This window comes from Polaromonas sp. P2_G11 (genome assembly GCF_056403595.1).
On the sequence record NZ_JBFUFE010000001.1, the window covers coordinates 182,993 to 207,499 of the forward strand.

Genomic DNA, 24,507 nt, shown 5'->3' on the forward strand with positions numbered 1-24,507 from the left:
TTTATTGATCTTGTGTGCCGTCAGGCCTGGCTCGACGCAACGCTGTGCGGCGATGTTGGCCGGGGCCTCTTGTCCGGAAAATTGGCGATCTGTGACCTGCCAATGTACCCAAGTACCGGCGCCAGGTGCTGGATGTCCGGCACGCCCCGCAGGGCCGTGGAAGCCGGGCACCAGGGATAGGGAAGACCGGCTACCCAATCCATGACCTCGTCTGTGTGCGAGGCCGGCAGGGTCTGCATGCTCGCGATGGTGATTGAAAGGCTTTCCGCCAGATATGAGGGCGGCGAAAAACACCAATCGTAGCGGCCGCACCCGACCCGCACGGCGCGACTGTCCTTTTCCGTCATGGCAACCAGCCAGTCACAGCAAAACACTTGCGCGTCGGCCTCCGGCGGCGAGCCCAGGCAGAAGGTGTAGACATTTTCGTAGGACTGGCCAAAACGGCGCACCAGCACCTCGCCAATGGCGTCCCGCCCCCGGGACACCGGCGGAAAAGAAATCGCACCGGTGTGGACGGTGACCTGCAGCAGGGCATCGTCCGTAAAGGCTTGCGCCAGCAGGTGAGGCCGGTTGCCATCCTTGGCATGAAGGTAGGCGGCGATGGATGCGGAAGGAGTTTTCATGCGATTCGAAGCCTGTGCTTATTGCGGCATGTAGTACGGCACGAAAATATCATTGGCTTCATTGCCCACCGATCGTATCCACTCGCGCGAGAACTTCTCGCCCATGCGCTTGATCTCAGTGTCCAGCTCGGGGGGAATGCGTTCTATCTTCACGCCGTTGGCGCGCAATTCCTCGGTCGCGCTGGTCGCCAGCGCCTGGCTGGCCTGCCAGCCGCGGACTTCCGCCTCGCCCGCCGCTTTGAGCACGGCAGCGCGCGCCTCGGGCTTCAGTGCATCAAAGACCTTGCTGTTCACAAACACCGCATTTTTGGGGAACCACGCATTGATCTCGTAGTAATACTTGATCGGGCCCCACACCTTGTTCTCCACACCAGTCAGCGCCGACGTGATCATGTTGTCCATCCGGCCTTCGGCCAATGCCTTGCCTACATCGACCATGGCCACATCCACCGGCTTGGCGCCCAGCATTTCAGCGATACGCATGGTGGTCTGGTTGTAGGTGCGCATCTGGGTACCGCGAAAGTCCGTCGGGCCCCGCACCGGCTTGTTCGAATGCAGGCCTTGCGGCGGCCAAGGCACGGCGTAGAGGAGCTTCATGCCATGCTCGGTGAAATGCTTTTCAAGGCCGGGGCGCTGCAGCTTCCAGAGGCGCTGCGCGTCCTTGTACGAGGCCACGACGAAGGGAATGGAGTCCGCGCCAGCCAGCGGAATTTCCTTGACCATGCTCGCCATGATGGTCTCGCCCGCTTCGGCCTTTCCCTGCTGCACGGCCGCGCTGATGTCCGCCAGCTTGGCCAGGGTGTTGTTGGGGTACACCTGTATGACCAGCTGTCCACGCGTGGCCAGATCCACATCGCGCCCAAATTGCAGGAGGTTCTGCGTATGGAAGGACTCTGCCCGGTAGCCCGTGGCCAGCTTCCAGGTTGTCTGGGCGTGCGCTGCCCCCGCCGTGACGAGCACGGCTATTAAAACTGCTTTCATGGGAACTCCTTGGGAGTTGAGAATTAGCCCGGCGGCGGGTGCATGGAACTCACCCTTTCAGGTCTGTCACAAACATCTTGCCCGGCGCATGGGTGATGCACATCGACAGTCGGCTCTTCTGGGCAACCCATTGCGGCGTGACGCCGCAACCCCAGAACACCGGGATTTCATCATCCTTGATGTCGACCGCATCGCCGTAATCCGGTCGCGACAGGTCGGTGATGCCGATCGCCTCCGGATTGCCGATGTGAACGGGCGCACCATGCGCAACGTCAAACCGGCCAGAAATCTCCACCACCTTTGCCACATCGCGGCTCTTGATGGGCCGCATGGTGACGACCATTTCGCCGCTGAACACACCAGCGGGCTGGCACTGGAGACTGGTACGGAACATCGAGACATTGCGGCCCTGCTCGACATGCCTCAACGGAATGCCGGCCTGGGTGACCGCGGCCTCGAAAGAAAAGCTGCAGCCGATCAGGAAGGCTACATAGTCGTCCTTCCAGATCGAACGGATCTCGCCCCGCTCTTCGACAAACTCGCCGTCGCGGTAAACGCGGTAGCCCGGAATGTCGGTCGTGATGTCCGCCCCCGGTGCGCACAAAGGCTCCGTGGCGCCCGGCTTCAGAACCTCCACCAGCGGGCAGGGCTTGGGGTTGCGCTGGCAAAACAACAGGAAGTCAAAGGCCTGTGCCTGCGGCACGATCATGAGGTTGGCCTGGATATGGCCGTTCGCGTGTCCCGCGGTGGGCAGGGCAAACTCGCCGCAGCGGCTGGCCATCCGGAGGTCTGCAGGACGATCAAAAATCTTGTTCATGGCTGGGTAAAGCTTGATTGGAAAAAAATAGGGTGGTACAGCGGCTTTTCCGTCAAAGGCCCAGGTAGGCCTTTTTGATCCGGTCATCGTTGAGGAGCTCATGCCCCTTGCCCTGCATCACGATACGGCCGGTCTGGATGACATAGCCGTAATGCGCGATTCCCAGGGCCTTTTGCAGGTTCTGTTCCACCAGCAATATCGACACACCGGTGGCATTGACCTGCTGGATAACCTCCAGCACCTTGGTCACAAACTTGGGCGCGATGCCCCACGACGGCTCATCCAGCATCAGCAGCTTGGGGCGTGCCATCAGCCCACGGGCGATGGCCAGCATCTGCTGCTCACCGCCGCTCATGGTGCCGGCCAGTTGTGTGGCGCGTTCCTTGAGGATTGGGAACAGTTGCAGCATCTCTTCAATGCCCTGCGCCACCTCGTGCTTGTCCATGCGTGTGAAAGCACCGAGCTCCAGGTTGCGAAGCACTGTCAGCCGGGGAAACAGGCGCCGGCCTTCCGGCACCAGCGACAGGCCCAGCGGAACGCGTTTGTGCGCCGGCATGCGGTGAACCGGCTCACCGTTGAAGGTAATACTGCCCGCTGCGGCGGCATTGAGGCCTGCCACGGCGCGCAAGGTGGTGGACTTGCCGTTTCCGTTGCCGCCCACCAGCGCCACGATCTTGCCGGGTTCGACCTGGAGGCTGACGTCGGAGATGGCCAGTACGTCGTCGTAGCAGACCTTGAGATTTTTGATTTCAAGCATGGTGCTGCCCTTCGATCCGCGCCACGTGGCGGGGAATGCAATAAGCGTGAGGGAAAGTCACTTTCAGTCTCCCAGGTAAGCAGTGATCACGGCGGCATCATTCGACACCTCCTGCGGCGTGCCTTCGGCGATCTTCACGCCGCGGTCCAGCACGACGATCTTGTCGGCGATCGGCATGATGCCTTCCAGCACATGTTCGACGATCAGGCACGCAATGCCCTTGTCCCGGATCTTGAGAACGACGTCCACCGCTTCGCGAACTTCCGACGGATTGAGCCCCGCCATCACTTCATCCATCAGCAGGATGCGCGGCTGTATGGCCAGCGCACGCGCCACGGCCAGGCGCCGCTGCTCGCTGATGGTCATGCTGGCGGCAGGCCGGTCGGCAAAGCGTTCAAGCCCGGCAAAAGCCAGCCAGTCCATGGCAGCCCGACGTGCCTTCGCAACGTTGTGCTGCAGCAGCATGGCCGCGGTCATCACGTTCTCGCAGGCCGTCATGCTGGTGAAGGTGCGCGCAATCTGAAAAGTCCGCGCCACACCGGCGCGGGCGCATGTTTCGGGCGGCAGGCCTGCGATGTCGCGGCCGCCCAGCATGATGCTACCGGCCGTGGGGGCAAAATACCCCGCCACGCAATTAAACATCGTGGTCTTTCCGGCTCCGTTGGGGCCGATCAGGCCCACCACCTGCCCGGTGTCCACGCTGAAGGAAACATCCTGGTTGGCGACCAGCCCGCCGAAACGCTTGCTGACCTGTTTGACTTCCAGCAACTTCATACGGCCTCCTCGCCGGCGTTCTGCACGGCGGCGGTGGGCACCGCCATCTGCCGCGATGCATCGGCGCGTGCCTCGCGGCGCTCCCGGAAGCTGCGCAGCCAGCCAATGAGGCCCGTGGGATAAAAGACTGCGATCACGATGATGAGGCTCGCATAAATAATGACATCGGTGCCACGGCCTGTGCCGCCGAAAGCGATGCGGGTGAACTCTTCGATGCTGGTCAGCACCACCGCGCCTACGACCGGCCCAAACAGGGTACCCACGCCCCCCAGGATGGACACCAGCGCCATCTTGATGGAGAGCGCCGTCGAGAGCACCGAATTCGGATCGATGTAAAGCTCTTTCTGCGCATACAGGCTTCCACCAACTGCCGTGAGGAAAGCGCTGACCGACAGCGCGACCTGCTTGTAGCGGGCGATGTTCACGCCAATGCTGCGGGCCGCGTCGGGTTCATCTTTGATGGCCCTGAAGTAGTAGCCGAGGTAGCTGCGCTCTATCCACCAGTTCGCGCCCAAGGTGATGATCAGCAGCCCCAGTGCCAACCAGTAGTACGGCAATTTGGTGGCGAAGTTCAGCCAGAGCCAGCCTTGTTTGTCCATCGGCACGTAAAGCCCGACCGCCGCACCGCCGTAATCCCATTCGGTGAAGAAGATCTGCACCAGCTCGGCCACGGCGATGGTGGCCATCGCAAAGTAGTGGCCCTTGAGCCGGAAGCAGGACCAGCCAAAACCCAGGCTGAGCAAGGCTGCCACCAAACCGCCGGCTAGCACGCCTATCCAGGGATTGATACCGAACTTGACCAGCAGCAGTGTCGAGACATAGGCGCCCAGTCCGTAGAAAGCCGCATGGCCGAGGGACACCTGTCCCGCATAGCCGCCCACGATGTTCCAGGCTACACCCACCTGGGCCGCCATGAGGATAAGGATTGCCATGTTCAGGTGCGAGGCATCCGTGACAGCGGGAACAGCCAGGGCAAGCGCCAGCGCTGCGATGGCAAAAATGAGTTGCTTCATGATCATGCCTTGCCCATCAAGCCCTGCGGGCGGAACATCAGCACGCCGAGGAACAACACCAGCACGATGGCCGTCTTGTACTGCGGCCCAAGCAGCAGGCCGCCCATGACCTCGATCACGCCGACCAGGATGCCGGCCCAGAAAGCGCCAGAGACGCTGCCGAAACCGCCCAGGTTGACCACCACAAAAGCCAGCAGGATGAAACTCGCGCCAACGTCCGGAAAAATCGGGAAGAAGGTTGACAACAGCACCCCGGCTGCGCCGGCGCAGGCCGCGCCTATGCCCCAGGCCAGCGAGAACATCTTGTGCGAATCAATGCCCATGAGGCGGGCCGCTTCCTTGTCGGAGGCGGTGGCTTCCAGCGCCGCACCGAGCCGGGTTTTGTTCAGGAAGAAGTAAATCAGGCCGGTGACCACGACGGCCCCTACACCGGCGACCAGCTGCGGCTTGCCCAGTTGCACGCCCAGCAGCTTGACCGTTCCGCTGACCGCCGAATTCTCGATGGAGCGGAAATCCGGTTTCCAGAGGAACTGGGCCACACCGCGCAACAGGATCATGATGCCGAAAGTCGTGAAGATCTGCGACAGCATGGGCGCGTTGATGATGCGCACGATCACCAGTTTGTACAGCAGCACGCCGAAGCCGAACAGCATGATCACTGTCAGCGGCAAGGTAAGCATGGGGTCCAGCGCATACAGGGAAAACAGCCAGAAGGCCGAGTACATGCCCAGCATGAGGAATTCCCCGTGCGCAAAGTTCACGATGTCCATGACGCCGAAAATCATGGTCAGGCCGATAGCCACCAGCGCGTAAATCAGCCCAATCAGCACGCCGGAGGCCAGCGTCTGAAGCAATATTTCCGTAGTCATGGTTGTCTCTTGGCTTTTTAGGTCAAAACTCGCGGCTTATTTGCGCTGGTCCCACTTGGGCATGGGCCAGGTCACTTCACGCGAGGCCATGTCGAACGGCCAGACCGTGTTGTATTTGCCGCCGATGATCTGCACCAGGATGCCCTGGCCCAGGGTGTTCTGGCCGGTCGCATCGAACTTCACACCCTTCCACGGCATGATCAGCTTGCTGCCGGGCATGTCGGTGGCGGCCAATGCCTTGCGGATAGCTTCGGGCTCGGTGGAGCCAGCACGGTTGATAGCGTCCGCCATCACCATCAGGCCGGTGAAAGTGCGCGAGGAATTGCCGGTGAAGTTGATCTTGTAGCGGCTGTTGAACAGGTCGTTGACCTGCTTGATCAGAGGATTGCGGTTGGCCAGGTCCAGCGCCCAGACTTCACGCGTGATGATGTAGTCGGCGTCCTTGCCGAGTGTCCTGATGAAATCGGTATCGGTGAAGCCCGCGTTGTTCGCCAGGATCATGTCCGGCGAAAAGCCGAGTTCCTTGTAGGTCTTGATCGACAGGATGGCATCGGCCGTGTAGGACGACTGCAGCACCAGGTTGGGGTTCGCCGCCTTGAGCGTCTGCACTTCCGAAGTCAGCTGCGTGGTTTTGGCCGGGTACATCACCTGCTTGACCAGGTTCTGCTTGAACTCGGGCGCGAGTTTGGTCTGCAGCTTGGTGGTTTCCGTGCCCCACAAGCCGTTTTCGTTGAGGCTGGCGACCACGCCCGCCTTGATGCCCTTTTTGGCTTCGAGTTCTTTCAGGAAATCAAAGGCGTTGTGCACAAACAGGTCGTCGTGCGGCGTGGTGCGAAAGAACCACTTGAAGTTGCGCTGCGTGAGCGATGCCGACGACGATTCAGGGTTCAGGAAAGGGATACCGGCGCGCTCGGCGATCTGGCTGGCCGTGGCGGTGACGGCGCTGTTATACGCACCCACGAGTGCCACGACTTTTTCCTGTGTGATCAGGCGCTCGGCTTCCGTAGCGCCAGTCTGCGGGTTGGCCTGGTGGTCGGCAAACACCAGCTTGATTTTTGCGCCCTTGAGGTTGGGCAAGCCTTTGCCGGCAGACAGCGGCAGCTCGGAAACACCGGGCGCACCGTTATTGATGATGTCGGCGGCGAGTTCCAGCGCGCTGCGCAGCTCGGCACCCACGGAGGCGGCCGGCCCGGTGAGCGGATAAAGCACACCGATTTTTATCTCTTGCTGTGCATGCACGCCAAAGGCCATGCCGGTTGATAGCAACACTGCGGCCACTTTGGCCCACCAAGATTTCTTCATGACGCACTCCTCGTAAAAACATGACGGTTGGATGACATGTGACGAAGTGTGCGATTAGCAAATGACGAAATCAAACAAGTAATTTTTTGCTTACGTCATCGATTTTTTCGATGATTGGTATTTACCCTGATGCACCTTTTTTGCCTGTTTTTGCAACCCTGGCCGCCGGCTTGCGACCCGTTTTGGTGCCGGCTCCCGTGCTCTCCGCGGCAAACTGCACGGCCGACCTGACCACCGTCTCAACCACCGATGAAGTCGGGTCGGTGCGGTAGCTCGCGTGGATCGGCAACGACTTCACACGGGTGTCGCAGGTGAGCAATTTCAGGCTGGCGAACCCCGTCAGGCGCTGGACCGCGATGCGCGGCAGCAGGGCCACGCCAAAGCCGCCCTGCACCAGCTGGACCATCGCGGAAATGGATGAAATGGCATGCACCTTTTTGGGTTCCATGCGGTGCTGCTTGAAGAGGTCGACCAGCGTGACGTGCGGCTGCGAGCCTTTCTGGAACGTCAGCAATTCCATTTCCGCAAGTTCATCCAGCCGGTAATTTCTTTTTTTATGCAGCGCCGGATTTCCCACAAACGCCATGTCCATGGGCGGCAAGGCCTGGTTGCGTACCCCGTCCGCCGACGCGGGCAATGCGGCAAACACCAGGTCCAGAGTGCCGCGTTGCACCTGGTCCATCAGGATGGGGGTGGTTTCCACCGTCAGCTCCAGCTCCAGGCCCGGATGGTCTACCCGGAGTTTTTCAAGCCAGGGAATCAGCCAGGAGTGCAGCACCGATTCGATGGCACCTATGCGCATCGATACCGCCATGGCCGCACCGGAACCCATCTCGTGTTTGACCTCGCGCTGCAGCTCCAGCAGCTTTTGCGCATAGACCAGGAAACGCGCGCCCGCGACGGTGAGCTTGAACTGCTTGTCGCGCCGGTCCAGCAGCAGGATGCCCAGCTCTTCTTCCAGTGTGGCGATCCGGCTGGACATGGCAGACTGCGTCAGGTAGAGCTTCTCCGCGGCGCGCGAGATACTTTTGAGCGAGGCAACCCAATAGAAAGCTTCAACAAAACGCAGGTTCATGGCGGGGCCTCAAGGTCGCAAAACAGGTAGGCGCCGGCTTTTCGGGGTATGCCCGGTGAACTGGCGCGGGATTTGCGTCTATCCTATTACTACTTACTAATTCCTTGTCCTGGAGCTTTTCATGAAATTCAAAGTCACTCTGGTGGCCGCCGCTCTCGCCTTCGGCGCCAACGCTTTCGCCCAGACCAAGTGGGATCTGCCCGCGGCCTACCCAGCCAGCAACTTCCACACAGAAACGCTGACGCAGTTCGCGGCAGACGTCGACAAGGCCAGCGGCGGCAAACTCAAGATCACGGTGCACGCCAACGCCTCGCTCTTCAAGGCCAACGAAATCAAGCGTGCGGTGCAAGGCGGCCAGGCCCAGATCGGTGAAGTGCTGCTGGTCAATTTCGAAAACGAGAATCCGATTTACGGCGTCGATGGCATTCCTTTTTTGGCCACCTCTTACGCTGATTCCAAAAAACTCTACGAAGCCCAAAAGCCCGTACTTGATAAATTGCTGGGCACACAGGGCATGAAGCTGCTCTATACCGTGGCGTGGCCACCGCAAGGCATTTACAGCAAGAAAGAGCTCGCCTCGGTTGCCGACCTGCGCGGCATCAAATGGCGCGCCTACAGCCCCGCCACCGCCAAGATTGCCGAGTTGATCGGCGCGCAGCCGGTCACCATCCAGGCGGCTGAACTCTCGCAGGCGCTGGCCACTGGCGTGGTGGAAAGCTACATGAGCTCGGGCTCGACCGGCTATGACTCCAAGACCTATGAAAGCATCAAGTACTGGTACGACACCCAGGCCTGGCTGCCCAAGAATGCCGTCATCGTGAACAAAAAAGCCTTTGATGCGCTCGACCCCGCCACACAGGCGGCCCTCACCAAGGCCGCGGCGGACGCCGAAGTGCGCGGCTGGAAGCTCAGCGAGGAAAAGAACGAGTGGTACAAAAAGGCCCTGGCCGACAAAGGCATGAAGATCGTCACGCCGCCGGCCAAGCTGGTCTCCGACATGAAGCAGGTCGGCACCATCATGCAGGCCGACTGGGTGAAAAAGGCCGGCCCTGACGGCGAAGCCATCATCGCCAACTTCAACAAGCTCAGGGCCGCGAAGAAGTAAGGCATACAACAAGGCAGGCCGTGCGCAAATTCCTCGACAAACTTTATCTGGCAGGCGGGGCCTTGGGCGCCGCCTTCATCGCCCTCATCGCGGTGCTGATGATCGCTCAAAGCATCCTGCGCGAATTCCGCGTTAACACCGGCGCCGTGAACGACGTGGTGGCCTGGTTTTGCGCGGCCGCCGCCTTCTTTGCCATGGCCCACGCATTCAAGCATGGCGACTTTGTGCGGGTGACCTTGCTGCTCGATTCAGTGAATGCAAAGACCCGCCGCGTGCTCGAGCTGGCCTCGCTTTTTATCGGCAGCGTGGCGGTGGCCTACCTGGCATGGTCGGCATGCCTCTTCACCTATGAAAGCTGGGAGTTCAACGACATCTCGCAAGGCCTCTTGCCCATGCCGATGTGGATTCCGCAGTTGAGCTTTGCGCTGGGCTCCATCCTGCTGCTGGTCGCCGTGGTCGATGAATTCATCATCGTGATACGCGGCGGCGTGCCGACCTTTGTGCGCGAAGTCGAAGAACGCCATGCGCGCGGCGACTTCTCTTCGGAAGTTTGAGCCTCAGCCTGCGTCTCTTTCATTTCCGTTTATTTTCCAGACTACAAAGACAACAACATGGATATCCTGATGGTGGGCGGCATCTTGCTGCTGCTCATGATGCTGCTGCTCTCGGGCGGCGTGTGGATTGCGATGACCCTGGCCATCTGCGGCTGGGTCGGGCAGGCCTTTTTCACAACAACCCAACCGGGCAAGAATCTCTTCAGTGCTTTCTGGGAAAGCAATGCCAGTTGGGAACTGGCAGCCCTGCCCCTCTTTATCTGGATGGGCGAGATTTTGTTTCGCACCAAGCTCAGCGAAGAGATGTTTGAGGGCCTGCGCCCCTGGCTCAACCGCGTGCCCGGCCGCCTCATGCATACCACCATCCTGGGCTGCGGGATCTTCGGCTCGGTCTCGGGTTCGTCGGCCGCCACTTGCGCCACGATTTCCAAGGTTGCGCTGCCTGAGCTGCTCAAGCGCGGCTACGACGAGAAGATCGCCCTGGGCTCCCTCGCCACCGCCGGCACGCTGGGTATTTTGATTCCCCCGTCCATCACCATGGTGGTGTATGCCGTCGCGGCCGACGCGTCCATCATCCGCATCTTCCTGGCGGGTTTTTTCCCGGGCTTTCTGCTGATGGCGCTGTTCTCGGGCTACATCATCTGGTGGAGCCTGCGCCATCCCGACAAGGTGCCCGCCGCCGACCCGCCTTCCACGTTCATGCAGAAGATCAGGCAGTCGGGCAACCTGCTGCCCTGCGCCGCGCTGATCGTTTTCATCTGCTGGGTGCTGATCAGCGGCTATGCCACGGCCACCGAATGCGCGGCTTACGGTGTGGCCGGTTCGCTGGGCCTGGCGCTGTGGAGCCGGTCACTGACATGGCAAAACTTCAAAGAGGGCCTGATGGGCACGACGCGCACCAGCTGCATGATCATGTTCATCCTGGCTGGCGCGGCATTCCTGACCAAAACCATGGCCTTCACCGGTATCCCGCGTGAGCTGGCCGAGTGGGTCAACAGCATGAACCTCTCGCCGTTTGCGCTGATCGGTGTGCTGACCATCGTCTACCTGATCCTGGGTACCGCGCTCGACGGCATCTCCATGATCGTGCTGACCAGCGCCGTGGTGCTGCCGATGATCCAGAAGGCCGGTTTCGATCTCATCTGGTTCGGCATCTTCATCATCCTGCTGGTCGAGATTGCCGAGGTCACGCCGCCGGTGGGCTTCAATCTTTTTGTGCTGCAAAACATGACCGGCAAGGACAGCAACACGATTGCACGCGCCGCCATTCCCTTCTTTGGCTGCCTGGTGGTGTGCATTGTGCTGATCACGGTATTCCCGCAGATCGTGACCAGCTTGCCTGATCTCGTCATGGGCAAAGATAAATAGATAGCGGCTCAGCGGACGCGCCAGGGCGACAGAAGTCTCTCATCGTCAGTCAGCGCCCAGGTCTCAAAGCCGGTGGCCTCTTCAATTGCGTGGCGGTACGGCGGCAAGTTGGTGCATTCAAGCACCACTGCCTGTAATGAAGGCTCTCGCTGCCTCAGGGCCACCGCAGCCGCCACTACATCGCCGCACGCCTTCTCCCTGTCCATGGTCGGGCGGTTACCCAGAATGGCAGTAGCAAATTCACTTTCAGGATCCACCCCCTGCACCACCACATCCGCCAGACGCTCATGCGCCACACCTGCGGCACGCAAGTGTTCCTCACCCAGCGCCGCTGAACTGATGGTCAGCACGCCCACCCTGGCGTGGCGTGCAAGCAGTACCGGCAGCTGAAGCAGGCTTGAAGTGACAACAGGAACCTCCACGGCCGCCTGCAATTCGTCCTGCAACAGCACGAGAAAACCGCAGCTGGTGGTGATGGCCAACGCGCCCTCGCTCGCCAAGGCCTGCACCGCCTGCACAAAAGCCGGCAGCACGCCCGCAGCACGCAGGCCGGCGGCGGTCTGCACAATCTTGCCGGGCCCGGCTCCCGACACCACCCGCTGGCGAACGGGCACGCCAAACGCGTCTGGGTGGCCGATGTCACCCGGCCACCGGTGAAAGCGCGTATCAAGCATCACCACCCCCAGAAAGCCCGAAGGCTCGCTGAAAGCGGGTGCTGAGGTTAAAGTCATGGCTCCATTCTCCCGCCAAACAAACCACCCGCCACCGCCATGTTGAACGTCATCGCCATTTCTCTTGGAGCTTCAATCGGTGCGCTGGCGCGCTGGGGCCTCGGCCTGTGGCTGACGCCGGGCGGCCTCATTCCCTGGGGCACCCTTGCGGCGAACCTGATTGGCGGCTACCTGATTGGCATCTGCATCGCGGGCTTCCAGTCCATGCCCCAGCTGGACCCGGTGTGGCGGCTGGCGCTGGTGACGGGGTTCCTGGGCGGTCTCACCACGTTTTCCTCGTTTTCGGCCGAAGTAGTGATTTTCCTGATGGAAGCGCGCTACGGGCTGGCCGCGCTTACGGCCACCGTGCACGTGCTGGGATCCCTGTTGATGACCGTGGCCGGCCTCAAAACTGCTATGTTTTTTATAGCTGCTGGCGCACGCTGAATATGGGCTGGAGGTTAAAAAAATGATATCAATGTTAATTCGCAGGGAATCTGGCGCCGTTGAAATGGAATGGGATGTCGAAAACGTTCAGGGCATGTCTCATGCTCTGAGTGAAAGCCCGGACGGTTTTTTGATTTCAATGTGGAATTTGAAGGCACGTGGTGCTTCCGCCCAATTGGAAACCGGTGTCCTGTATTCGCTGTGGAAGGTGTACGCCGGTGTTGAGTTTCGGATTTCCCTTTTTTACGTCGCAAATAATTTAGCGACCGTGGGGGAGCGCACTTACCTCTTGGCCTTGTTTGGCGAGTACGACGGGTTCAAATCGATGCTGCTGGATGCGTGGGCAGACGGTCTTTCTATTAACTGGTCTGACTTGAGCGTGCAGTATGGCGACTCATGGTTGTCCATGTGTCAGGCATTAACTTCGAAAACCAACTGGATTCAGGCAAAGGTGGATGAAAGTCCCATCGTCCTTGACGCAGCAGGCTTGCGTTCAAAGCAGGATTTGTATTGCCGGCTTGGCGAAGCTTTTTTTGGGTACAAAGGCTATGCAGGCACCAATCTCGATGCTCTTTACGATGTGTTGAGGGAGAACAGATTGGATTGCAAAATAGCTTTCAAAGATAAAAAACAGTTTTCAACTGTCTGTGAAACCCTCACGAACGATGTCAGCTATTTCGATAGATTGACTGAGGTATTTTCGGGTGCTGGATTGCGCATTCAGGAATAAAGCTATCCAGTCGAAAATTGCTATTTTTTTATAGCTACTTGCGCAAACTGAGTCTGGGCTGGAGCCACTTTTCTTATAAATTTCCCAGTCTGTAAGCCGGCCGGCTTTTGCAGCCCGCACGCGCTTGTCATACCGGCGCAGTCAACCAAAGCCGCCACCACCCGCGAACGGCCTGAATTGGCCACAATGCGTCATGGCCTCCATGACAACCCCCATGACATCGGTGTATCCGGCTCTCTCAAGCGGCGGGCCGGACCGGCTGGCCAACATAGGCCGCGCACGGCAAGCGGTTCTGTACGGTGAGTACACGCCCGGAGGTGTCAGCCCGGTGGTTGAAAGCTGGATAGAGCGCTCCTGGCAGCGCTGCCTGGCCGGCGGCCAGCGGCCCGAGCGGGCGCCTTCTTTCGATATCGTTCCGGCCGCCGCGCTGCGCCGCACGCTGGAGGCCAACCACCAGCTGGTGCAAGCTGCGGCACCTGTACTGGAAAAGCTGGGCCAGGCCATTGCCGACACGCGCTACTTCGCCATCCTGACCAACCAGGCCGGCGTGGTCATCAATGTGAATGGCCCGATAGACCGGCGCGACCGCCGTGCCGACATGATCACACGCATCGGTACGGACCTTTCGGAACAACAAGTGGGCACTACCGCCATCGGCGCAGCGCTGACCGAACTGCAACCGGTGTGGCTGCATCGGGGTGAGCATTTTTTTGATGCCACCTCGGTCTACAGCTGCGCCGGCGCGCCCTTGTTCGGCCCCGACGGCCGCTGCGCCGGCATGCTGGACCTGACGGGCATCGAAGTGGTCGAGAGACCCGAGCTCAAACACCTCGTTGCGCAATCCGCGCGCAGCATAGAGAACGCACTCACTTTGGGCAAACCCCATGCATTGCTGATCCGGCTGAATTGGCCGGGCCGCACGCTGGGGGATGAGACCGATGGGCTGGTGTGCGTGGATACCGATGGTTGCGTCACTGGCGCCAACCAGGCGGCGCGGCAGATGATTTCACAGCTGGGCTTCACCGCAGGCATGACGCCGCATTGCAACGATCTCTTTGCCATGCCCTTCGAAATGCTGTTTGACGCGGCGCAGCGCCAGGCGCCGGTGAATGGCGGCATCCTGGAGGTGCCGCTCTGGACAGGCCTGCGCCTGCACGCGCTGCCGCAGTTGCCCGGCCGGGACTCGCCGGCCCCGGCAACCAGCCTGCCGCCTTCAGGCGCCGCGTCACGAACGCTGAAAGAACTCGAAACCGCCTTGATCCGCAAGGCGGTGACCGATTCACGCGGCAATGTGCTGCAGGCCGCAAAAGCGCTCGGCGTCAGCCGGGCCACGGTTTACCGCCGCCTGGGCTCGGGCAAACGCAACTAGCACCCGGCAAACACAAATCAGTGCTTGTGCTCGGCCGCGGCACCGGCTGCTCCCGGAGCTGCAGTGGCAACCGGCAGCTTCAGCTCGAGCTTGCTTTCCACACCTTTGGCGTCCTTGAACAGCAGGGTCACGGGGATTGTGCTGTCTTTGGCCAGCGGTGCTTTGAGGTCCATCAGCATGACGTGGTAACCCCCTGGCTTGAGTTCGACCTTTTTGCCGGCAGGCAAATCAAGTGACGGCACGGCGCGCATTTTCATGACGTCGCCGTCCATTTTCATTTCATGCACTTCAGCCACGCCCGCCACCGGCGACGACACGCCGATCAGCTGGGCCCCATCTTTGGCGGTGAGGCTCATAAAAGCCCCCGTGCCTTTTTGCCCTTGCACAGTGGCGCGCGCCCACGCCCCATCGACCTTGACTGCGGCCGTCTGGGCCGGGGCAGCCATGCTGGCCAGTACCAGCGAAAACGCCAACACGGTTTTTGAGAATTTTGCGGATGTCATGTGTAAATGCTCCTTGAAGCAGTAAATTGAATCTGAAATAAAGCCGCCGGGGCTCGCTCAGTGATTGTGTTCACCACCGCCTGCAGGCATCAGCTCAAGCGCGGCAGCAGGGTTTTTGAGGTCGGACATCTTTTGGCCTGGCTTGGGCACTTCGGCCCAGTCAACCTTGCCGTTCTCGCAAACCTGGCTTACCGGCCAATACAACATGCCCGCCTGTGCGGGCAGTTTGGCCTGCAGCACAAATTCGTCGTACCAGTCGTTCTGCAGATAGTCAGCGGGGGTTTTAGCCGTCCAGCTGATTCGCGACACGTCTTCGGTAACGGTTTTTCCGTGGTCCAGCAGCGGCTGCGCCAGCTTCTCACGTGTGACCTCCAGCGTCCAGCCTGCTTTGGGCATGGGCTTGGCACCCTGCACACCCGCGGGGATGGTGACCACGATCTGTTTGACGGGTGAATTCCCGCAGCCATGCCCGACCTTGAATGTGCCCTTGTAATAACTGCCCGCATTCGCGACCTGGTATTCCAGGGTGACGTGTGCGGCGGCAGGCAGCGATACGGCAATAAAGATAGCTCCAGCCCAATAGGGACGAGCGCAAGCAGCTATGGTTTTAATAGCATTTGGGTATTTCATGATTGATTCTTACAGGATTGAAAATTAAAGGCAGCAGGATTTGCGGCTGAAATTAGGGCCAGCCAGCGCAGCGAGCGCCATGCCGAACGGAGCGCACGGGTGCGCAGAAAAGGCTCGTGAAAGTGCACGCTGAAATGAACGATGGCACGGCGCCGGCCGCAAGGCCCGTGCGCGGGATGCCTGAGGCCTCCAGCGAGAGGCGGTTCAGTTCAAAGTGCGGGAGGTGCGCGGCTGAAAGGCAGCCCGGAGATGGCAGTGCCGGTGGTTGCCGGAATATCCGCCACCGCAACCGTGGTACCGGTGACACAGGAAACGGTTGCTACCGGTAGAGGTGGCAGCACCAGCCCTGCTGAGCCGCACAGGTCGCAGCGCTGGCCTGGGGAGGCTGCATTGCCATCGGTGGAGTCCACGCCGGCATCAGACGAAGCGGTGTTGACAGTACAAATGCCGCTCAGCTTGCCGCTGCGCACGTCCTGGGCGAGCATGGACACCGGTGCCCACAACGCCGCCGCCACGGCCAGGAAAGCCAGCCAGGCGGCAAGGCGTTCCCATACGGGAAGGGTCGAGCGGGATACGGGGTGGTGGGGCACGGGGTGATTATATGTAGCCCCCACGCTCCCCCACTTCGTGTGGGTCGCTGCCCCCCGAGGGGGCCGCCCGCCTGCGGCCCGGCAAAGCCGGTTCCGCGGCTCATGCTGGGTTGAAGAATTCTTTGGACACTACCAGCGGGGGCCGCGGGACTGGCTTTGCCAGACCGCAGGCGCCGCCCCCTCGAGGGGGGAACAGGCTACACGCAGTGAGACTGGACGGGGGTGGGTGTCTTGCTAGGGCGCCCCAAAACCAAACCGCCGAAACACCTCCTGCGCTTCCGGCGTCAACAAGTAGGCAGCAAACTGCGCAGCCGCAGCATCCCCGCTTCGCGCAGTCAAACCGTAGGCCGCACTCACCTGCAAGGCAGCCGGCATCTGCACCACGTTCATGCGCGGCACTTCTTTGCGAACCGCCACGGCGTTGGTGCAATAGGTCAGGAACAGGTCGGCGCGGCCCTCCGTGATCAGCCACTCATACGTACTCCGGCCCGGCGGAGGCTGGGGCGCTTCGGGTGAGCCGGTGAGCTTGAGTGCCTTGCTGTCCAGTGCCGTGTAAGCACCGGGCTTGAGTGCTTCCGCCTTGCGGAACACTGCCCACGCATAGTCGCCCGACGGGTCCGCCCTGGGCGTGGAGGTGCCGAGCTTGACGGCGGGATCCAGCATCAGGTCGAGCAACTTTCCCGAATCGGCATTGAGCTGCGGCACGGCCAGAGCACACAGCTGGTTGCGCACAAACAGCGTGGGTTGCACCCATGCACTGCCCGCTGCGGAATAGAGGCGCTGGGGATGCTGCGTATCGGCCGATGCAAACACCTGCGCAGGCTCGCCCTTTTCAATGCGTTCGCGCAGCAGTCCGGAGGCGCCAAACGTCAGCTGGGTTTTCACGCCCGTGCGGGATTCGTACGCGCGGGCCACTTCGGTGAGCGCTTCGCGCAGGCTGCCCGCCGCATACACGCGCAGCGGCGCGGCGCCTTCAGCAGATGCTGCGGGCGATTGGGCATGCGCCATAGTCAGGCCTCCTGAAAAAACAACCGCAGCAGCAATCCATACCAGCAGGCGCCGCGGGACTGGCTTTGCCAGACCGCAAGCGCCGCCCCCTCGAGGGGGGAACAAGCTACACGCAGTGAGCTTGGACGGGGGTGTGCCAATTTCACCGTCCCCTGTAGGGGAGGACAGGCTACACGCAGTGAGCCTGGGCAGGGGGGAACTCATTTAGCGTTTGGGAAGAACAATTGCTCACCACCAATTTTGTAACCGGCGATCACGTTCTGGCCCATGGGCGAGATGATCCAGTCCACAAACTTCTGCGCTTCCACCACTTTGGTCTGCGGATGCTTGGCGGGGTTCACCACCATCACGCCGTACTGGTTAAACAGCTTGGTATCGCCTTCGACCAGCACGGCCAGGTCGCCGCGGTTTTTGAAGGACAGCCAGGTGCCGCGGTCGGCCAACACATAGCCGCCGCTGCTGGCCGCGATGTTGAGCGCCGGGCCCATGCCGCAGCCGCAAGCCTTGTAGTTGGCAAACGCGGGCTTGTCGCCCGGCGTCTCAACGCCCGCGGCTTTCCAGTAGCGAAGCTCGGCGGCATGCGTGCCGCTCTTGTCACCGCGAGAGATAAAACCGGCATTGGCGGCGCTGAGTTTTTTCAGCGCTTCGACAATGTCCCTGCCCCTGGTTTTGGCCGGATCAGCTGCGGGGCCGATCAGCACGAAATCGTTGTACATGACAGGAAAGCGCTTGATGGCAAAACCTTCGGCTACGACTTTTTCTTCCGCCACCTGGTCGTGCACAAACAGCACGTCGGCGTCCCCCCGGCGGCCCATGTCGATAGCCTGGCCGGTGCCGACAGCGACTACTTTCACGTCAATGCCCGTGGCTTTTTTGAACTCGGGCAGCAGGTAGGGAAAGAGGCCCGACTGCTCGGTCGAGGTGGTTGACGCCATCACGATAGTGTTGGTTTGTGCTATCGAAACAGTAGCTGCCAGCGCAAGCGGGACAAGCACCAAGGCCCTGATCGACCCGAAAATTCCCGATACCATGCTCAAGCTGTTCATGCAAGTTCTCCTTTTAAAAATGCTTCTGCCGCTGCGGGGACAGGACCGGTGAAAAAGGCCGCAGTCGGCAAGTCGGCTACCAGCCGGCCATGCTCAAGGTAAATCACCCGGGTGGCCAGCCGCTTGACCTGCCCCAGGTTGTGGCTGCTGAAAATAAGCGTCATGCCGGCATCGGCAAACTCCGCCATCAGGCGCTCGACCTCGCGCTTGGCCGTGGGGTCCAGGCTGGCCGTGGGCTCGTCGAGCAGCAGAACCTGCGGCTTGAGCGCCCAGGCGCGCGCCAGCGCCACGCGCTGCTGCTGCCCTCCGGACAAAGCCTTGGCATTGCGTGTGGCCAGGTCTTCCAGCCCCACGCGCTCCAGCGCGGCCAGTGCCTGGACTTTGGCCTCTTTCCAGCGCACACCACCCAGCCACAGTCCGAGCGCTACGTTGTTCAGCACGCTGGCGCGCAGCATGTAGGGCCGCTGGAACAGCATGGCCTGCCGCAATTGCACGTCGTGCTGAAAGCTGCCGCTGGAAGGCCGGACCAGGCCGTTGAGGGTTCGCAGCAGCGTGCTCTTTCCGCTGCCGTTGGCGCCCACCAGCGCCAGTCTTTCGCCGGCCTTGATACGCAGGCTGCAGCCGCTGAGCGCCTGCACCTGGCCGAACTGCACACCGATGGCATGCAGGTTGAAAACCTGCGTCATGGCTGCGCACCCCCGGTGGCCAGGGCCACATCCGGCAGGCGGTCGTCGAACTGCTCACGCCAGCGCCGCACCAGGGCGATCAGGATGTTCAGCAGCAGCACCACCCCGAGCAATACGATGCCCAGCGCCAGCGCCAGCGGCAAATCGCCCTTGCTGGTCTCCAGCGCAATCGAAGTCGTCATCACGCGCGTGAAGCCGTCGATATTGCCGCCCACCACCATCACCGCGCCGACCTCCGAGATCGCCCGGCCGAACGCGGCGATCAGCACCGTCAGCAACGCATAACGCTCGTCCCACAAAAGAATGAGGCCGCGCACAAAGCGGCCCGCACCCAGCGACCGGAATTGCTCGCCATGAGAACGGTCGGCATCTTCAATCGCCTGGCGGACCAGCGCGGTGACGACCGGCAGCACCAGCACGGCCTGCGCCAGCACCATGGCCTTGAAGGAAAACAGCCAGCCCAGAAAACCGAGGGGGCCGGTTCGCGAGAGCAACAGGTACACCACCAGCCCGACCACCACCGACGGAAGGGCCAGTGCCGTGTTGAGCAGGGCCAGAACCGCACCGCGGCCGCGAAAGCGCGACACGCCCAGCCACGCACCGAGCAGCAAGCCGCCGCTGCAGGCAATGAGGCAGGCACAAGCACTCACGGCCAATGAACGGGCCACGATGCTGGCCAGCATGGGATCGAGCGAGGTGATGAGCGTGAATGCCGTGGCGGCGCTGTCTGAGAAGGTGTTCATGTCAAAGCTGTGCGGCACTCTAGCCTAGGGCCTAAGTCCTTGATTTGCATCGGGAATCATCGCTATGAATTCATTTGCATAGGTCGGCAAACCCAAGCTGTCCACCGCGTCCCCGACCCGTTCCCGCCGACCGATGCACTCATAATCTGTGCACTTACCGTTTGCCATGCATAAAGTCGAACTCTCTTACCTGCTCACACCCCAGCGCGGCAAAAACGCCCTGATACGCAATCCGCTGATGGACATGCTCCATGCGGTGCGTGAGCAGGGCTCCATCTCCAAAGCCGCCAAGGCGCTCGACCTGTCGTACCGCCACGTGTGGGGTGCACTCAAAGACCGGGAGCAGACCCTGGGCCGAACGCTGATCGTCTGGGACAAAGGCCAGCGGGCACGGCTCACGGAATTCGGCGAGAAACTGCTTTGGGCCGAGCGGCAGGCACAGGCTCGGCTGGCGCCACAGATCGAAGCGTTGCGAGGCGACATCGAACGGGCCTTTTCCACCGCCTTTGACGACAACGCCCATGTGCTCACGCTGTATGCAAGCCACGACGCAGCGCTTTCTGCGTTGCGCGAGCAGGCGAGCCCGCGCGGGCTGCACCTGGACATCCGGTTCATGGGCAGCGTGGACGCCATTGCCGCCCTGAACGCGGGACGCTGCATGATGGCCGGATTTCACACGCTGGACCAGCCTGGCAGTCAGTCCGTGACCGCACAAACCTACCGCAACCTGCTCAAACCCGGACTGCACAAGCTGATCGGCTTCGCCCATCGCATGCAGGGCCTGATCGTGGCCAAAAACAACCCGCTGCAGATCGCCGGCATCACCGACCTTGCAAGGCCGGGCGTGCGTTACGTGAACCGGGCGGAAGGCACCGGCACGCGCGTGTTGCTGGACGAACTGCTGGGCAAAGCCGGTGTGGCGACTTCAGATATCGAGGGCTACCAGAGCCAGGAGCCATCCCATACGGCCGTAGCCCAGGCGATTGCCAGCAATGTCGCCGATGCCGGCCTTGGCATTGAAACGGCAGCGCGCGAGAAAGGCCTGGGCTTCATCCCGCTGGCGCAAGAGCGCTACCACCTGGTGTGCCTGAAGTCCGAACTGCCCACGCCGCAGGTGCAGGCACTGCTCAAGGAGCTCCAGAGCCGCGACTGGCAGGCCACGCTGGAAGAGTTGCCCGGCTACAGCGGCGAAACGGCCCAGAGCGGCAAGGTGCTGTCCCTGCGCGCCACTTTGCCCTGGTGGACATACCGCAAGGAAAAATTGGCGAAAAGTGCCTGAAATCCTTTATAGAAGAGCGCAGGCAGCTATTCTTTTTATAGCGCGCAAGACCTGAAGCCACAGAAAATATCATCCCGTCCGGGCAGGCAGAAGTTGCGGAAACGGGGATGCTTCAGGCGCGCACGTGTGGCGAACGAGCCGCCACGCAGCACCTTGTGGCTGCCGAACCAGGGTTCGGAATAGGCGGCGAAAGGACCGGGCACAAAACCCGGGTAAGCGCGAAAGGTGGTGCCCGTCCACTCCCACACGTCACCCCAGCGAAAGCCCCTGCGGGCGGCCGTGCACGCAGCGGTTTCCCATTCCACTTCTGCGGGCAGGCGGCGGCCAGCCCAGCGGCACCAGGCGTCAGCTTCCCACCAGCTCATATGCATGGCCGGCTGGTTGCCGAGCATACGCATGGCCTTGCCAAAGCGCGTCAGCATCACGGCGCCGCTGGCCACACCGATCTGTTCAACGTAACGCGGACCGCGCCTGCCCTCGCTTTTGACGGTGGCCTGCAACCACGCCCATCCCTCGGGCTGCCAGAACTCGGGCCGGTCATAGCCGCCGTCATCGACAAACTCCACGAACTGCGCCCAGCTCACCGGCTGCGCGTCGATCTCAAACTCGGGCACGCTGATGTCGTGCAGCGCCAGTTCGTTGTCGAAGGCAAAGCCTGCAGTGTCCGATGGTGCGGCAGAGCCCATTTTCCAGACGGTAGCCGGGACCAGCAGCGCGCCCCTCAGTGCCATGGACGGGGGCGTGAAGGCTTGCAATAAATCCTTTTCCATGGGCACACCCAGCATTTGCGCTGCGTGGGTCAAGGCTTCGGCCTGCATGTCCTCATAAAAGAGGCACAGGCGGTAGAAGTAGAGTGCATCGCTGTCTTCACCGGCTTTTCCCAGCAGTTCCAGTGTGCTTTCCAGCGTGTCGAGCAGATAGGCACGGCAAACGTCCACATCGGGCAGGTCAATCGCCCAGCGCTGGCTGTACGGAACACTCGCAGGGTCCCACCAGCGGTCGGCGTTGAGTTCCATCGAAGCGAGGCGGGTGTGCCCCGGTGCGCAGCGTATTCCCTGCGCGCGCTGCACATTGCGGCCGATCCACCATTCCTGGAACCAGCCGACGTGGCCGAGCATCCACAGCGGGGGGCTCAGCGGCGGGGAGGCCGGCACGGCAAAACCAACGGATTCCAGCGCCTGCTGGTACTGGCCAAAAATCCGCAAGGTGTGATTGCGGGCATCCATCAGCGCCAGCGACAGGACGTCACGGCCGGCGCTGCGCATGAGGGGCGAATCGATCTGGCGGTCCATCGCGAAAAAAATGATTGCTGGCGGGAGTAATGAAAAGGTGTAGCGTCTTGAACCCGCACAAAGTCTGGCAAGCACCGACACGAATGGACACAAACAAGACACCATCAAAGCCGCGCGCCGATTGAGGCCAGAATAGCAGACGGACGACCGGCTGGCGCGCATAAGTGTTTAGGTTGCATACTGGGCTCGAGGACAAACAAGGGGGCCTGCCAACCCGACGAAATATTGATGGCAAGGTGTCGCGCCACGGCGACTTACCCCCTTTTGTAACAACAAGTACACGGATAGACTCCCGCCAGTCGCCCCGTATCTTGAGAATGCCTGCAGGTGTCTGGAGGACGCATCGACTGCCCCTTGACCCCGCCCCTTGACTCACTCACCAGCACGCCACTTATGCAACCACACGATCTGAACTCATCGCCCGCCGAGCTCGACATGACGCTCCTGGACCTCGGGCCCCTGGCGTGGGTGCTGGAAGAACTGCGCAAGTCGCTGGAAGGCTCCAACAAAGCCCTGAAACGCTTTTTGCGGGAGGCTGAAGGCGTCAGCAACTCCGATCTTGCAGCACTCGATGCCGGCCAGTTACGCACTGCCCGCCAGCAGTTGCACCAGGCGGTCGGCGCGCTCGAGATGGTCGGCATGAGCGCGCCTGCGCTGGTCCTGCGGGCCATGGAAACGGCGGTGCAAAAGTTCATCCAGACACCGGGGCAATGCACGCAGGACGCTGCGACCAAAATCGAGCTGGCCGGTTTTTCCCTGGCGCATTACCTCGAAGACGTGCTGGCCGGCAAACCGGTGTCTGCGGTGTCGCTTTTTCCCCAGTACCGCGACATCCAGGGCCTGGTTGGCGCCGACCGCGTCCATCCGGCGGATCTCTGGGTGTTCCAATGGCGCTGGATAGAGCCGGTCCTTAATATCACCGTCGATGCCAGGGCGTACGGCGGGGAATCCAGGCAGCTGCTGGACCGGCTGATGCTGACCCTCATCCGTACAGGCGATGCAGAAGCCGCACAGAGCCTCAGCGATGTGTGCCTGGGCTTCGCCCAGGCTCAAACCGGCATCGAACCCAGGACCTTCTGGAAAATAGCAGCGGCGTATTTCGAAGCACTGGCAAAAGGGCTGCTGAAAATCGATCTCTATGTAAAGCGTGCAACCCTGCGCATCCTGCTGCAGTATGTCTGGCTGGCCAAGGGTACGGAGGCGTCGGCCCGGCTTGCGGAAGATCTGCTTTTCCTGTGTTCCCAGGCGAAAGTCCCGCGCTCCAGCGACGCACCGGTGCTGTCGGCGGTTCGTTCAAGTTATGGCTTGACGCGGTTCAAGCCGGTGGACTATGAGTCGGTCCAGTTCGGCCGCTTCGCCCCGGCCCTGATCGCACAGGCCCGCAAGCGCATCAGCTCGGCAAAGGAAACATGGTCTGCAGCCACCGCTGGAGACCTGAGCAAGTTCAAATCCCTGAACGACCAGTTCAGCCTGGTGACGGATTCACTGGTCAAACTGCATCCGCCGAGCGAGCCGATGGCGCGGTCGCTGACGCGCGTGATCGCCTCGACGGTCAGCTCGGGTCAGGCCCCCAGCCCCGAACTGGCGCTGGAGGTGGCAACCGCCGTGCTGTACCTGGAAGCCGTGTTTGACGATTTCGACCCCAACGACCCGCGCCTGTGGGCCCGGACAGCCCGGCTGGCGGAGCGGCTTGAAAGCGCCAGGACGGGCGGACAGCCACAACCCCTGGAGTCGTGGATGGAGGAGCTGTACCAGCGCGTCAACGACAAACAGACCATGGGAAGCGTGGTGGGTGAACTGCGCGTGGCCCTGGGTGTGCTGGAAAAATCCCTCGACAGCTTTTTCCGCACGCCGGAGGACAAAAAACCCCTGGCCGTGGTACCAGGGCAACTCGCGCAGATGCAGGGCGTGCTGTCCATGCTGGGGGTAGACCAGGCAGCCCTGGCGGTAATGCACATGCGTGAACTCGTGGAACAGATGCTCAAACCTGGTGCCAATGAGCAGCAGGCCCACATGGCAGGATCGGTCGATCGCCTCGGCAACAATCTCGGAGCCTTGAGTTTCCTGATTGACATGCTCAACTACCAGCCCGGCCTGGCCAAAAAGCTGTTTGTGTATGACGCGGTGAAAGGCGAACTGAAGGCCGACAAGGACAACTGAACCGCCAGGAGCGCGGCCGGGGTTGCGCCTGAAGGCAGCTGGTGAAATGCCCGAGAAAACACCCTTGTTTTAAACT

At 61.3% G+C, this 24,507-nt stretch carries 26 protein-coding genes; 8 read left to right on the forward strand and 18 right to left on the reverse strand.

The features are described 5' to 3' along the window. Positions 1-20: 20 nt before the first annotated feature. The 9 genes from AC1DWQ_RS00925 to AC1DWQ_RS00965 all read right to left on the reverse strand — a co-directional run bounded on the left by AC1DWQ_RS00925 (position 21) and on the right by AC1DWQ_RS00965 (position 8,211). Complete coding sequence (locus tag AC1DWQ_RS00925; RefSeq protein WP_477667960.1) at positions 21-623, reverse strand: nuclear transport factor 2 family protein; 603 nt, start codon at positions 621-623, stop codon at positions 21-23. An 18-nt stretch (positions 624-641) separates the two neighbouring features. After that, positions 642-1,604, reverse strand: a complete 963-nt coding sequence (locus AC1DWQ_RS00930; RefSeq protein ID WP_477667961.1) for a TRAP transporter substrate-binding protein — start codon at positions 1,602-1,604, stop codon at positions 642-644. 49 nt (positions 1,605-1,653) lie between these two features. Further along, entirely contained in the window at positions 1,654-2,421 is a 768-nt protein-coding gene (locus AC1DWQ_RS00935) for a putative hydro-lyase (RefSeq protein WP_477667962.1), read from the reverse strand. A gap of 52 nt (positions 2,422-2,473) precedes the next feature. Further along, positions 2,474-3,178, reverse strand: coding sequence for an ABC transporter ATP-binding protein (locus AC1DWQ_RS00940; RefSeq protein WP_477667963.1), 705 nt, complete (start codon positions 3,176-3,178; stop codon positions 2,474-2,476). Positions 3,179-3,241: 63 nt separating this feature from the next. Further along, the gene (locus AC1DWQ_RS00945) at positions 3,242-3,952 is read right to left on the reverse strand and encodes an ABC transporter ATP-binding protein (RefSeq protein WP_477667964.1); all 711 of its coding nucleotides are present in this window, start codon (positions 3,950-3,952) and stop codon (positions 3,242-3,244) included. Next, positions 3,949-4,965, reverse strand: a complete 1,017-nt coding sequence (locus tag AC1DWQ_RS00950) for a branched-chain amino acid ABC transporter permease (RefSeq protein WP_477667965.1) — start codon at positions 4,963-4,965, stop codon at positions 3,949-3,951. Before AC1DWQ_RS00950 ends, AC1DWQ_RS00945 begins: the two co-directional genes overlap by 4 nt. Before the next feature lie 2 nt (positions 4,966-4,967). After that, complete coding sequence (locus tag AC1DWQ_RS00955) at positions 4,968-5,834, reverse strand: branched-chain amino acid ABC transporter permease (RefSeq protein WP_457280040.1); 867 nt, start codon at positions 5,832-5,834, stop codon at positions 4,968-4,970. Between the two features lie 36 nt (positions 5,835-5,870). Continuing rightward, entirely contained in the window at positions 5,871-7,136 is a 1,266-nt protein-coding gene (locus AC1DWQ_RS00960; protein ID WP_457280039.1) for an ABC transporter substrate-binding protein, read from the reverse strand. 121 nt (positions 7,137-7,257) lie between these two features. Continuing rightward, positions 7,258-8,211 carry a LysR family transcriptional regulator gene (locus tag AC1DWQ_RS00965; protein WP_477667966.1) on the reverse strand — a complete coding sequence of 318 codons (954 nt, stop codon included), beginning with the start codon at positions 8,209-8,211 and terminating at the stop codon, positions 7,258-7,260. Positions 8,212-8,332: 121 nt separating this feature from the next. Here AC1DWQ_RS00965 and AC1DWQ_RS00970 point away from each other — a divergent pair, with 121 nt between their 5' ends. The 3 genes from AC1DWQ_RS00970 to AC1DWQ_RS00980 are packed head-to-tail and all read left to right on the forward strand — an operon-like array spanning position 8,333 to position 11,238. Next, positions 8,333-9,316, forward strand: coding sequence for a TRAP transporter substrate-binding protein (locus AC1DWQ_RS00970; protein ID WP_477667967.1), 984 nt, complete (start codon positions 8,333-8,335; stop codon positions 9,314-9,316). Positions 9,317-9,336: 20 nt separating this feature from the next. Next, positions 9,337-9,870 carry a TRAP transporter small permease gene (locus AC1DWQ_RS00975; RefSeq protein ID WP_477667968.1) on the forward strand — a complete coding sequence of 178 codons (534 nt, stop codon included), beginning with the start codon at positions 9,337-9,339 and terminating at the stop codon, positions 9,868-9,870. Between the two features lie 57 nt (positions 9,871-9,927). After that, on the forward strand, positions 9,928-11,238 hold the full coding sequence (locus AC1DWQ_RS00980) for a TRAP transporter large permease (RefSeq protein ID WP_477667969.1): 1,311 nt from the start codon (positions 9,928-9,930) through the stop codon (positions 11,236-11,238). Positions 11,239-11,246: 8 nt separating this feature from the next. On the opposite strand, the gene AC1DWQ_RS00985 is transcribed toward AC1DWQ_RS00980, so the two are convergent. Further along, positions 11,247-11,969, reverse strand: a complete 723-nt coding sequence (locus tag AC1DWQ_RS00985) for an aspartate/glutamate racemase family protein (RefSeq protein WP_477667970.1) — start codon at positions 11,967-11,969, stop codon at positions 11,247-11,249. 39 nt (positions 11,970-12,008) lie between these two features. Between AC1DWQ_RS00985 and crcB the strand changes: the two genes are divergently transcribed. The 3 genes from crcB to AC1DWQ_RS01000 all read left to right on the forward strand — a co-directional run bounded on the left by crcB (position 12,009) and on the right by AC1DWQ_RS01000 (position 14,494). Then, positions 12,009-12,395 (forward strand): fluoride efflux transporter CrcB, encoded by a 387-nt coding sequence (gene crcB, locus AC1DWQ_RS00990; protein ID WP_477646309.1) that lies wholly within the window; start codon positions 12,009-12,011, stop codon positions 12,393-12,395. A 64-nt stretch (positions 12,396-12,459) separates the two neighbouring features. Beyond that, entirely contained in the window at positions 12,460-13,125 is a 666-nt protein-coding gene (locus AC1DWQ_RS00995) for a barstar family protein (protein WP_477667971.1), read from the forward strand. Positions 13,126-13,327: 202 nt separating this feature from the next. Continuing rightward, positions 13,328-14,494, forward strand: coding sequence for a sigma-54-dependent Fis family transcriptional regulator (locus AC1DWQ_RS01000; RefSeq protein ID WP_477667972.1), 1,167 nt, complete (start codon positions 13,328-13,330; stop codon positions 14,492-14,494). A gap of 17 nt (positions 14,495-14,511) precedes the next feature. On the opposite strand, the gene AC1DWQ_RS01005 is transcribed toward AC1DWQ_RS01000, so the two are convergent. From AC1DWQ_RS01005 to AC1DWQ_RS01035, 7 genes are all read right to left on the reverse strand, one after another. After that, the gene (locus AC1DWQ_RS01005) at positions 14,512-14,997 is read right to left on the reverse strand and encodes a copper chaperone PCu(A)C (RefSeq protein ID WP_477667973.1); all 486 of its coding nucleotides are present in this window, start codon (positions 14,995-14,997) and stop codon (positions 14,512-14,514) included. 57 nt (positions 14,998-15,054) lie between these two features. Beyond that, positions 15,055-15,627 carry a YcnI family copper-binding membrane protein gene (locus AC1DWQ_RS01010; RefSeq protein WP_477667974.1) on the reverse strand — a complete coding sequence of 191 codons (573 nt, stop codon included), beginning with the start codon at positions 15,625-15,627 and terminating at the stop codon, positions 15,055-15,057. A gap of 209 nt (positions 15,628-15,836) precedes the next feature. Then, complete coding sequence (locus tag AC1DWQ_RS01015; RefSeq protein WP_477667975.1) at positions 15,837-16,217, reverse strand: DUF2946 family protein; 381 nt, start codon at positions 16,215-16,217, stop codon at positions 15,837-15,839. Between the two features lie 234 nt (positions 16,218-16,451). Next, positions 16,452-17,225: a molybdate ABC transporter substrate-binding protein gene (locus tag AC1DWQ_RS01020; RefSeq protein WP_477667976.1), complete on the reverse strand. Its 774-nt coding sequence runs from the start codon at positions 17,223-17,225 to the stop codon at positions 16,452-16,454. 200 nt (positions 17,226-17,425) lie between these two features. After that, entirely contained in the window at positions 17,426-18,271 is an 846-nt protein-coding gene (locus AC1DWQ_RS01025; protein WP_477667977.1) for an ABC transporter substrate-binding protein, read from the reverse strand. Continuing rightward, complete coding sequence (locus AC1DWQ_RS01030; protein WP_477667978.1) at positions 18,268-18,957, reverse strand: ABC transporter ATP-binding protein; 690 nt, start codon at positions 18,955-18,957, stop codon at positions 18,268-18,270. Before AC1DWQ_RS01030 ends, AC1DWQ_RS01025 begins: the two co-directional genes overlap by 4 nt. Next, positions 18,954-19,700 (reverse strand): ABC transporter permease, encoded by a 747-nt coding sequence (locus AC1DWQ_RS01035; RefSeq protein ID WP_477667979.1) that lies wholly within the window; start codon positions 19,698-19,700, stop codon positions 18,954-18,956. The genes AC1DWQ_RS01030 and AC1DWQ_RS01035 overlap by 4 nt, the downstream gene beginning before the upstream one ends. Positions 19,701-19,866: 166 nt before the next feature. Here AC1DWQ_RS01035 and AC1DWQ_RS01040 point away from each other — a divergent pair, with 166 nt between their 5' ends. Further along, positions 19,867-20,979, forward strand: a complete 1,113-nt coding sequence (locus AC1DWQ_RS01040; RefSeq protein ID WP_477667980.1) for a substrate-binding domain-containing protein — start codon at positions 19,867-19,869, stop codon at positions 20,977-20,979. A gap of 35 nt (positions 20,980-21,014) precedes the next feature. On the opposite strand, the gene senA is transcribed toward AC1DWQ_RS01040, so the two are convergent. Next, the gene (gene senA / locus AC1DWQ_RS01045) at positions 21,015-22,271 is read right to left on the reverse strand and encodes a selenoneine synthase SenA (protein WP_477667981.1); all 1,257 of its coding nucleotides are present in this window, start codon (positions 22,269-22,271) and stop codon (positions 21,015-21,017) included. A gap of 393 nt (positions 22,272-22,664) precedes the next feature. Between senA and AC1DWQ_RS01050 the strand changes: the two genes are divergently transcribed. Continuing rightward, entirely contained in the window at positions 22,665-24,431 is a 1,767-nt protein-coding gene (locus AC1DWQ_RS01050; protein WP_477667982.1) for a FimL-related protein, read from the forward strand. Positions 24,432-24,507 lie beyond the last annotated feature (76 nt).

Bases quoted from the DNA above. Each gene is read 5' to 3' on its own strand.
- crcB (WP_477646309.1), top strand. From the start codon at position 12,009: ATGTTGAACGTCATCGCCATTTCTCTTGGAGCTTCAATCGGTGCGCTG.
- AC1DWQ_RS00925 (WP_477667960.1), bottom strand. From the start codon at position 623: ATGAAAACTCCTTCCGCATCCATCGCCGCCTACCTTCATGCCAAGGAT.
- AC1DWQ_RS01040 (WP_477667980.1), top strand. From the start codon at position 19,867: ATGCATAAAGTCGAACTCTCTTACCTGCTCACACCCCAGCGCGGCAAA.
- AC1DWQ_RS00940 (WP_477667963.1), bottom strand. From the start codon at position 3,178: ATGCTTGAAATCAAAAATCTCAAGGTCTGCTACGACGACGTACTGGCC.
- AC1DWQ_RS00960 (WP_457280039.1), bottom strand. From the start codon at position 7,136: ATGAAGAAATCTTGGTGGGCCAAAGTGGCCGCAGTGTTGCTATCAACC.
- AC1DWQ_RS01050 (WP_477667982.1), top strand. From the start codon at position 22,665: ATGCAACCACACGATCTGAACTCATCGCCCGCCGAGCTCGACATGACG.
- AC1DWQ_RS00950 (WP_477667965.1), bottom strand. From the start codon at position 4,965: ATGAAGCAACTCATTTTTGCCATCGCAGCGCTGGCGCTTGCCCTGGCT.
- AC1DWQ_RS00945 (WP_477667964.1), bottom strand. From the start codon at position 3,952: ATGAAGTTGCTGGAAGTCAAACAGGTCAGCAAGCGTTTCGGCGGGCTG.
- AC1DWQ_RS01000 (WP_477667972.1), top strand. From the start codon at position 13,328: ATGACAACCCCCATGACATCGGTGTATCCGGCTCTCTCAAGCGGCGGG.
- AC1DWQ_RS01020 (WP_477667976.1), bottom strand. From the start codon at position 17,225: ATGGCGCATGCCCAATCGCCCGCAGCATCTGCTGAAGGCGCCGCGCCG.
- AC1DWQ_RS00965 (WP_477667966.1), bottom strand. From the start codon at position 8,211: ATGAACCTGCGTTTTGTTGAAGCTTTCTATTGGGTTGCCTCGCTCAAA.
- AC1DWQ_RS00935 (WP_477667962.1), bottom strand. From the start codon at position 2,421: ATGAACAAGATTTTTGATCGTCCTGCAGACCTCCGGATGGCCAGCCGC.
- AC1DWQ_RS00930 (WP_477667961.1), bottom strand. From the start codon at position 1,604: ATGAAAGCAGTTTTAATAGCCGTGCTCGTCACGGCGGGGGCAGCGCAC.
- AC1DWQ_RS00995 (WP_477667971.1), top strand. From the start codon at position 12,460: ATGGAATGGGATGTCGAAAACGTTCAGGGCATGTCTCATGCTCTGAGT.
- AC1DWQ_RS00980 (WP_477667969.1), top strand. From the start codon at position 9,928: ATGGATATCCTGATGGTGGGCGGCATCTTGCTGCTGCTCATGATGCTG.
- AC1DWQ_RS01035 (WP_477667979.1), bottom strand. From the start codon at position 19,700: ATGAACACCTTCTCAGACAGCGCCGCCACGGCATTCACGCTCATCACC.
- AC1DWQ_RS00955 (WP_457280040.1), bottom strand. From the start codon at position 5,834: ATGACTACGGAAATATTGCTTCAGACGCTGGCCTCCGGCGTGCTGATT.
- senA (WP_477667981.1), bottom strand. From the start codon at position 22,271: ATGGACCGCCAGATCGATTCGCCCCTCATGCGCAGCGCCGGCCGTGAC.
- AC1DWQ_RS01010 (WP_477667974.1), bottom strand. From the start codon at position 15,627: ATGAAATACCCAAATGCTATTAAAACCATAGCTGCTTGCGCTCGTCCC.
- AC1DWQ_RS00985 (WP_477667970.1), bottom strand. From the start codon at position 11,969: ATGACTTTAACCTCAGCACCCGCTTTCAGCGAGCCTTCGGGCTTTCTG.
- AC1DWQ_RS01005 (WP_477667973.1), bottom strand. From the start codon at position 14,997: ATGACATCCGCAAAATTCTCAAAAACCGTGTTGGCGTTTTCGCTGGTA.
- AC1DWQ_RS00970 (WP_477667967.1), top strand. From the start codon at position 8,333: ATGAAATTCAAAGTCACTCTGGTGGCCGCCGCTCTCGCCTTCGGCGCC.
- AC1DWQ_RS01025 (WP_477667977.1), bottom strand. From the start codon at position 18,271: ATGAACAGCTTGAGCATGGTATCGGGAATTTTCGGGTCGATCAGGGCC.
- AC1DWQ_RS01030 (WP_477667978.1), bottom strand. From the start codon at position 18,957: ATGACGCAGGTTTTCAACCTGCATGCCATCGGTGTGCAGTTCGGCCAG.